The organism is Desulfovibrio sp. SGI.102 (assembly GCF_050314315.1).
Lineage (GTDB): Bacteria > Desulfobacterota > Desulfovibrionia > Desulfovibrionales > Desulfovibrionaceae > Desulfovibrio.
In genome coordinates this window covers 1-8471 of the sequence record NZ_JBNPNC010000076.1, presented here as the reverse complement: position 1 = coordinate 8471, position 8471 = coordinate 1, and the positions used below count along the sequence as shown (strand labels likewise).

The following is an 8471-nucleotide window of genomic DNA, read 5'->3' as shown; positions in this document are numbered from 1 at the left end:
GGCTGTTTCGGCACGTCAGTATACTCCTTGGTATACATCTTTGCCGGGGAGGCTATTTTTCAGGCACGAAAAAAGCCGGTAAGCTACGTGCTGTAACCTACCGGCTTTGCTGCCTTAGTGGCGGAGAGGGAGGGATTTGAACCCTCGATACAGGTTTAAGCCCGTATACTCGCTTAGCAGGCGAGCTCCTTCGGCCGACTCGGACACCTCTCCGCTCAGGGAAGACATCGTCATTCCCGCGTGAGGCTGTACATTAGTCGGGAAGGGCCTACTTGTCAAGGGAAAATCCGGTAAAGGCACAAAAAAATCTTCGTCTTTGCCGGGAAGGCCCGGCGGGCGGCGTTGACCCCCGTACCGGCTTGGCGTATCCTGCTGCGTTCAATATCTTACGGAGGAACAACGCCATGAGCGAAAACAAGGCCGAGACCGTGGCCGCTGCCGCGGAAAGCAACGACAATCCCAAAGCCGGTGTGGACTTCATCCGCGCCCGCATCATGGACGACAACGCGTCGGGTCGTTTCGGGGGTCAGGTGCACACGCGCTTTCCTCCGGAACCCAACGGCTACCTGCATCTGGGCCATGCCAAGTCCATCTGCCTGAACTTCGGCGTGGCGCGCGAGTTCGGCGGCATGTGCAACCTGCGCTTCGACGACACCAACCCCGTCAAGGAAGACACCGAATACGTGGATTCCATCCGCGAGGACGTGAAGTGGCTGGGCGGTGAATGGGACGACCGCGAATTCTATGCGTCCAACTATTTCGACAAGCTCTACGAATACGCCGAGCAGCTCATCCTCAAGGGCAAGGCCTATGTGGACGACCTGAGCGCCGACGAGATCCGCGAGTACCGCGGCACCCTGACCCGTCCCGGCAAGGAGAGCCCCTGCCGCAACCGCAGCGTGGAAGAGAACCTGGACCTGTTCCGCCGCATGCGCGCCGGGGAATTCGCCGACGGCGAGCATGTGCTGCGCGCCAAGATCGACATGGCCTCGCCCAATCTGGTCATGCGCGACCCCACCCTGTACCGCATCCGCCATGCCGAACATCACCGCACGGGCAACAAGTGGTGCATCTATCCCATGTACGACTTCACCCACTGCCTGTCGGACTCGCTGGAAGGCATCACCCACTCCATCTGCACGCTGGAGTTCGAGAACAACCGCGAGCTCTATGACTGGGTGCTGGATGCCCTGGAAGTGTACCATCCCCAGCAGATCGAGTTCGCGCGCCTCAACCTCACCCACACGGTGCTGTCCAAGCGCAAGCTCATCCAGCTGGTGAAGGAAGGCTACGTCAAGGGCTGGGACGACCCGCGCATGCCCACCCTGAGCGGCCTGCGCCGCCGCGGCGTGCCGCCGGAGGCCCTGCGCGAGTTCTGCAGCCGCATCGGCATCGCCCGCTCCGACTCCATGGTGGATTACGCCGTGCTGGAATTCTGCATCCGCGAATACCTCAACGCCCACACCCCGCGCGCCATGGCCGTGCTGGATCCCGTGAAGGTGGTCATCGAGAACTACCCCGAAGACCAGGTGGAAGAGTTCGAGATGCCCTGGCATCCCGAAGATGCCGCCTACAGCAGCCGCACCGTGCCCTTCTCGCGTGAACTGTGGATCGAACGCGACGACTTCCGTCAGGATCCGCCCAAGAAGTATCACCGCCTGGCGCCCGGCGCGGAAGTGCGTCTGCGTTACGCCTATTTCATCACCTGCCGCGAAGCCGTGTACGACGATGCCGGCAATCTGGTGGAACTGCGCTGTACCTACGATCCCGAGAGCCGCGGCGGCCAGAGCCCCGACGGCCGCAAGGTCAAGGGCACCATCCACTGGGTCTCCGCGCGCCATGCCGTGCCCGCCACCGTGCGCCTGTACGAGCACCTGTTCTCGGCCGAGAACCCCAATGCCATGCCCGAAGGCCAGACCTTCCTGGATGCCATCAATCCCGATTCCCTGCGCGAAGTGACCGCCATGCTGGAACCGGCCCTGGCTGCCAAGGAAGTGGGCGCCAAGGTGCAGTTCGAGCGCGTGGGCTACTTCTGCAAGGACAAGGACAGCACCGACGAGCGCCCGGTCTTCAACCGCACCGTGGGCCTGCGCGATTCCTGGGCCAAGCAGGAAAAGAAGAACGCCTAGCCCCGGCAAAAGACGTTAGGGTGTCCGGCCGTGGCGGTGCCCCGCACGATGAGGGGGGGACAAAGCCATGCCGTTGTGGCATGGAACGGCCGGAAAAACGGATTTGTGGAAAATAATCCTTGACTTCATGTGGGGATTTGTATATCTGAAACGTCTCAACGGGTCGTTAACTCAGTAGGTAGAGTATCTGCCTTTTAAGCAGAGAGTCGCAGGTTCGAACCCCGCACGACCCACCATTGCATGCAAGCCCCTGATGCGAGAGCGTCAGGGGCTTTTTGCGTCTGTGGGGCCCCTGTGTCCCGCGGATAACGAAACGGGCCGTCCCGAAAGGGGCGGCCCGTTGGTGTTTCGGAGCCAGGCGGCCGGTACGGAGGCCGGTAAAAAAACAAGGGCCCGGGAGGACACGGAGAACATCCTTCCCGGACCCTTGGGAGCTGTCGTCTGCAGCCGACAGTCTCCGGGATCTTGCCTGTCTATCAGTGCTGGGGGGCACCTTCCCCGCTCAGGGCCGGGAGGAGGCATGTTCCTCCGTCGGGGGCGTGTTCTCCGTTTTCTTGCCCAGGGCCAGCAGGGCCACACCGCCGAAAAGCAGTCCCATACCTGCCAGCTCCTGCCCGCCGACAGGCTCATGCAGCAAAAAGATGCCCCAGCAGGCGGCGCCCAGCGGCTCCACCAGGGCCAGGCCCGTGGCCGGGTACCAGATGCGGGCAGGGCGTTCGCCCAGGATGATGCGGGCCAGGATGGCGGCCATGACGGGAGAGAAGCCGATGGCCGTCACCGTGCCCACGGCGACGCCCGCCTGCTGGACGCCCCAGAAGAAAAAGACCTGGAAGCCCAGCAGGCCCAGCGTGGCGGGGATGAGCCAGCGCAACTGCCAGTGCCGCAGCCCCGCGGGCAGGGAATGCCGGCAGGCGCACCAGGCCCAGAGGGCCAGCGCCCCGATCTGCATGCGCAGGGCCCCGATGCCCAGAGGATGGTTGCCATCCGGGGCCAGGGCCTGCACGGTGCCGGTGGTGCTGAAGCACAGGGTGCCGAGGATGATGCACAAAGGGCCGCCGGCCAGCAGGGAAGAGCCGCAGGAGAGCCGCCCGGGGCTCGCTGAGATGCTCATGGTACGTCAGCTCCATCTGTAAGGACGTTCGCCAGTCCGCATGAACAGGCCGGTGATATGGGTCACAAGGCTGTGCCGTCAGGCACAAGCTTGCCTGAGGGCAGCAATTTCCATGCCGCATCAGGGTGATTTGAACGATCTTCAATTATATTGGCTGCGTAAGGTTGTTTTGCCTTTATCTGCGGGCCGGGAGCCCTTGGCTCAGGGCATTCATGGCCGGTGACCGATGCCGCTGTCGCGGGTCTGTCTGCAGAGATGGGCTGCATAAGGCAGATAAATCAAGGTGCTGGAGGGGGTGCCCGGCTGAAGGGGCCTCAGGAGGGTGTGGTTAGCCAAATAATCACAAGCGGGTCTTTTTTTACAGAATGTAATATAAATTTTGATATAAAAATCAAAATTTTTTATTTTACTTATCATTTTTTAAATTTAAATAATGGTTATTATTCCTTTTTTTGTGAGAAAACGGGATATTGTCCGACATAGGGAAGTTTTTCACATATGGCACGCTTATTGCTGTGCAGGGAGGGACTATAGCTTTCGCCCGGGAGTTCGCCAAAGGGTGCAACGACCAGGCTTCATGTGCATGTATGGCAGCCATAACAAGCAATCCGCAGCGGTATCAAATTCATAACGGAGAAAATGGTATGTCGGAACAGGTCAAGTTGGAAAAGTCCCTCTCGCCATTGCAGGTGTGCGCACTGGCTTTGGGCTCCATTGTCGGTTGGGGTTGCTTTGTGCTGCCCGGTGATATGTTCCTGCCCCAGGCCGGTCCTGTGGGTACCCTGCTTGGTTTCTTTGTGGGTGCCTGCCTGATCAGCTTCGTTGCTGTATGCCTCAGCTACATGGTCAAATACGCCTCTGTTGCTGGCGGTGCTTTTGCTTATGCGTATATCGGTTTTGGCCCCCGCGCCGCTTTTGTTTGCGGCTGGGCGCTGGTGATCGGCTATCTTGCCATTGTTGCTATCGACATCGCAGCCCTTTCGGTCATTTTCCGCTTCCTCTTCCCCGGTGTGTTTGAGTTCGGAGAGCTCTATTCCATCGCCGGCTGGACCGTGTATTCCGGTGAAGTCATATTGATGACGGCCGGTACCTTCTTCTTCGGTTACATCAACTACCGCGGTATCGGCTTTGCCGGCGCCCTGCAGCTGATCCTGGCCTTCATGCTGACCTTCGGCATCCTGGCCCTGTTCGGCGGCGTGCTGACCCTGGATACCGCCAGCGTGGCCAACCTGAGCCCCGCCTTCTCCGACAAGCGCAGCATGATCGCCTGCGTGCTGCTGGTCTTCGCCATCTCTCCCTTCCTGTTCGTGGGCTTCGATACCGTGCCCCAGACTGCTGAAGAATTCGCCTTCGATCCTTCCCGTGCCCGCAACATCATGGTCGTCGCCATCTTCTGCGGCGTGCTCCTGTACGCCATGGTGATGCTCTCCGTGGGCATGGCCGTGCCGTATCCTGAACTGCTGGCCAAGCTCGACGCCCAGCGCGCCACCGGCGGCGCCTGGGGCACCGGTGAAGCCACCATGGCCTTCGGCAAGTTCGGCTCCATCGTGCTGGCCGTGGCCGTGTTCGGCGCCGTGTGCACCGGTACCAACGGCTTCTTCATCGCCACCAGCCGCCTGCTGCTCAGCATGTCCCGCAGCGGCATCCTGCCCGCCTGGTTCGGTGAGATCCATCCCAAGTACCGCACCCCCTACAAGGCCATCCTGTTCACCATCATCGTCGTGCTGCTGACCCCCTTCGCCGGCCGCTCCGCCGTGGCCTGGACCGTGGACATGAGCTCCGTGGGTACCGGTATCGGCTACCTGCTCACCTGCCTGGCCGCCCGCCGCGTGATCATGGGCAGCGAAGGCGTGGACAAGAAGGGCCTCAAGCTGTTCTGCTGCGCCGTGGGTACCATCACCGCCGTCATGTGCATCCTGCTCCTGCTGGTGCCCGGTTCCCCCGCCCGCATCGGTACCGCCCCCTTCATCTGCCTGGCCGTGTGGGTCGTGCTGGGCTTCATCTTCTACTTCTCCAACAAGAAGCACTGGATCTCCCTGCCTGAAGAAAAGGTCCGTGAGAACGTGCTGGGCCGCAAGGACATCGCGGTCTTCTTCAAGAAGTAACCTCCGGCGGCTCCCCGCAAGGGGAGCCGGACACTGGCTGTCCGTTCGCCGGACCGCCTTTCATGGAAGCCGCCCTGCCCCCCGGGGCGGCTTTTTTATCGGGCTCCCGGCGCCCCTTGCTAAAACGGCATGGGGCCCCTATGCAGGAGCAGCAATCCAGATCATGCGGGACGCCGCGGCCCCGGGAAGACCGGCGGCGGGGCAGCGTCCACAGGAGGGAAGGTTATGCCCGAAGCTACGGACCTTTTTGTTTTCTTCGCCTGGATCCTGGGCGGTTTCGTCTCCGGCGTGAGCGGCATCGGCGGGGCCATGGTGGCCTTTCCCCTGCTGGCGCTGGTCATCCCCGTCCATCAGCTCATCGCGCTGACGTGCATCATCAACGTGGTCATGGACGGCTGTCTGGCCGGCATGCATTTTCGCCATTGCCGGCTTTCTTCCCTTTGGCCCATGCTGGCGGGGTCCGTGCCCGGGTCCTTCGCCGGGCTCTATATCCTGCAGATCTGTTCCGGCCCCGTGCTGCAAGGCGCCGTGGGCCTGCTCCTGCTCTATTACGTCTACTGGCAGAAGACCTTCCGCGCCCGCGGTACCATCGCCCATCCCCGGGCGCTGGGCGCCGTGGCCGGTTTCGGCTCCGGCCTGCTGGGCACGGCCATCGCCTTCGACGGCCCGCCCGTGGGGGCCTACGGCCTGTGCATGGGCTGGGAACCGCGCGTGCTGCTGGGCACGCTGGGCGTCTTCTTCGTGCTGCGCGCCACCGTGACCCTGGTGCTGCAGGGCATGGCCGGTTTCTACACGCCCACGGTGCTCACCTGTGCCATGTACGGCGCGCCCGGTGTCATCCTGGGCACCTGCATCGCCTTCCCCGTAGTCAAGCATATCTCGCAGCAGGCCTTCCGCAAGGTGCTGCTCTGCGTCATCGCCGTGGCGGGCCTGGTCTGCCTGGTGCGGGCGCTAGGGTAGGCGCGCCTGCGCGGACGGCACCGCGCCTTCGGCGCACGCCGTCACACGGCGCGCTCAACAGGCGACAAGGGCACGGTGAACATGCCGTGTCTTGCTGTGACCGGAAAAGTGCTTTCCTGATGCGGCAGGATGCCAGAGACATGTCTGAAAATGAAAAGGCCGGTGTTTATGCACCGGCCTTTTTGTCTGGAAGAAGTCCGTTGGAGAAAATGCACGCTTGTGCGGCGATGGGAAGATGACGCGGAGGCTGGCAAGGAGGGCTGCCGCCCCGGCTCTCACTACTGGAGAAAGTCTTCCAGCGTTTTGCCTTGCAGGCCGTGCCGCTCGATATATTCCTCGTAGTCTTCGCCAAAGGCCTGCGGGGAAAAGAACAGGATGTGTTCCGGTTTGCAGGGAGGGTGGCTTTTATTCAACAGGGAGTAGCGGGAAAAAAGATGCAATTCGTTGATGATTTTAATTTTTTTATCATCTCGAATGGCGTCATAAAAAAGGAGCGCATATTCGCTATTTGTTAAAGAAAGATTAAGTATGGATATGTATTTATTAATTTCATCTTTATTTTTTAAAAATGCATCGTGTGTGTATATAAAATTTATTACTTCATAGTATTCAAATAGAAACTTCTTTAGTATTGTTGGGAGTATTTTGTATGTATTATTAATGATATTTTTAATATCTATAGATTTTGAGTTTGCGAGCTTTTTGTTTATGGTGTCGTATAAAGTTAAAGTGTATATAACTGTTACAGTTGGATGCCTTGAGCTTTCTTGAATGCCTTGAGCTTTTTGTAATTCTTCTACTGTATTTGAGAGTTTAGTTAACAAATGAAAAAAACTATTCTCAAAGCGCTGGAGCTGGGCGGTGCGGTTCTGGATCTCCAGTTCACGCTTCTGGCCTTCCAGTTCGATGCGCTGGGCGCGCAGTTCCTTGCGTTGCTCCTGCAACTCCGCACGCTGCAAGAGCACGGTCACGATGACGCCCGCAAAGGCGTAAGCCGTGAACAGACTGCCAAAGCCGGTATAGGTCGCGCCGTTGTCATCCATGACTATGCAGGGCAGGAACATCCCTGTAATGAGCACTATCAGCAGGCCAAAAAGGCGCATGGGATGCTGGAGCAGGTGGGATAAGCGCAGCCTGTGCCACAGGCGGCGGGCACAGACTGCAAGATACCGCAGGACAAAGCGGCCATCCGTATCCCTTTGGGGCCGAGAGGCGGCGGGGCGGCCCATCAGGCCTGCCCCCCCGCAGATAAGAGCCCGTCACACAAGGGGAGCAGCTCCTCCAGCCGGGCCACGATACGTTGCTGTTCCGCCAGGGGAGGGAACGGGAGTTTTAGAGAGGCAAGGGCAATGCTATTTACATTTGGTTGTCCTGTTCCCATGCTTGAATCTATAATTTGAGACCAGTAAGCTGGGCTAGATAAAAATATTCCAATATATTTTGTTGTTATATTTTTAATTAAAGAAATTCGAATTAGATATGATGCAAAAACAGATTTTGGAATTTTTTTATCAACTATATAAAATTTTCCAATAGTTCCACCTGTTCTAGCAATCAAAATATCATTTGGTAAAAGTAAATATGAATTTATTTTGTTTTTATCTATAGTGCAAAACGGAACAGAATTCCAATTAACTGCATTTGTTTTTATGTTGATATCTGTAATGCGTAAAAATTTAATATCTCCATGCATAGATGCTGATGCTGTAAAACCATAGTTTATACGCGCAGCCAAATCCCCCAATCTCACCCACTGCCAGCTGTCGGGGATGGTAAAGGGCTTTTCCTCCTCGGTGATGGGGGGGAGGGGCTTTTGTTTTTTGATCTTGCCTTCCTTGATCAATTGTTCTTTTTCGGCGCGGATGCGTTGCAGCAGAACGTCGGCGGGCTCGTCGTCGGGATTTTGGGGCACAAGGCGGCCCTGGATGGCCTCCTGCAACAGGGATTTGCGCAACTGCTGCGGAAACGAGCTCTCCAGCGTGGTCAATCGTTCCTGCGCCGTACCGTAGGCCTCCACATCCGGGAGCAGTTCTTCCAGTCTGGCTACAATACGTTGCTGTTCCGCCAGGGGAGGGAGGGGCATAAGGGTAATAATAATCTTTTCTTTAAATATATTAGGTTGGGCTCCCCCTTCTCCACGTTTTTGAAAATTTGTTTTTTGAGATA

At 58.2% G+C, this 8471-nt stretch carries 6 protein-coding genes and 2 tRNA genes; 4 read left to right on the top strand and 4 right to left on the bottom strand.

Going from position 1 to position 8471, the window contains the following annotated elements; genetic code table 11:
- Window positions 1-118 precede the first annotated feature (118 nt).
- Window positions 119-213: transfer RNA gene (locus ACQRCJ_RS11505), tRNA-Ser, on the bottom strand.
- A gap of 191 nt (window positions 214-404) precedes the next feature.
- Here ACQRCJ_RS11505 and ACQRCJ_RS11500 point away from each other — a divergent pair.
- Both ACQRCJ_RS11500 and ACQRCJ_RS11495 read left to right on the top strand, forming a co-directional pair.
- The gene (locus ACQRCJ_RS11500) at window positions 405-2129 is read left to right on the top strand and encodes a glutamine--tRNA ligase/YqeY domain fusion protein (RefSeq protein WP_303956357.1); all 1725 of its coding nucleotides are present in this window, start codon (window positions 405-407) and stop codon (window positions 2127-2129) included.
- Window positions 2130-2289: 160 nt separating this feature from the next.
- Window positions 2290-2365 (top strand) — tRNA-Lys (locus tag ACQRCJ_RS11495).
- A 266-nt stretch (window positions 2366-2631) separates the two neighbouring features.
- On the opposite strand, the gene ACQRCJ_RS11490 is transcribed toward ACQRCJ_RS11495, so the two are convergent.
- Window positions 2632-3240 (bottom strand): DMT family transporter, encoded by a 609-nt coding sequence (locus ACQRCJ_RS11490; RefSeq protein ID WP_427799848.1) that lies wholly within the window; start codon window positions 3238-3240, stop codon window positions 2632-2634.
- 644 nt (window positions 3241-3884) lie between these two features.
- On the opposite strand from ACQRCJ_RS11490, the gene ACQRCJ_RS11485 reads away from it, so the two are divergent.
- Together ACQRCJ_RS11485 and ACQRCJ_RS11480 are read left to right on the top strand one after the other, a co-directional pair.
- The gene (locus ACQRCJ_RS11485) at window positions 3885-5345 is read left to right on the top strand and encodes an APC family permease (protein WP_427799847.1); all 1461 of its coding nucleotides are present in this window, start codon (window positions 3885-3887) and stop codon (window positions 5343-5345) included.
- A gap of 225 nt (window positions 5346-5570) precedes the next feature.
- Entirely contained in the window at window positions 5571-6305 is a 735-nt protein-coding gene (locus tag ACQRCJ_RS11480; protein WP_427799846.1) for a sulfite exporter TauE/SafE family protein, read from the top strand.
- A gap of 278 nt (window positions 6306-6583) precedes the next feature.
- On the opposite strand, the gene ACQRCJ_RS11475 is transcribed toward ACQRCJ_RS11480, so the two are convergent.
- Window positions 6584-7534 carry a hypothetical protein gene (locus tag ACQRCJ_RS11475; RefSeq protein ID WP_427799845.1) on the bottom strand — a complete coding sequence of 317 codons (951 nt, stop codon included), beginning with the start codon at window positions 7532-7534 and terminating at the stop codon, window positions 6584-6586.
- A partial coding sequence (locus ACQRCJ_RS11470; RefSeq protein WP_427799844.1) for a restriction endonuclease subunit S occupies window positions 7534-8471 on the bottom strand: 938 nt, incomplete at its 5' end. The genes ACQRCJ_RS11475 and ACQRCJ_RS11470, both read right to left, overlap by 1 nt.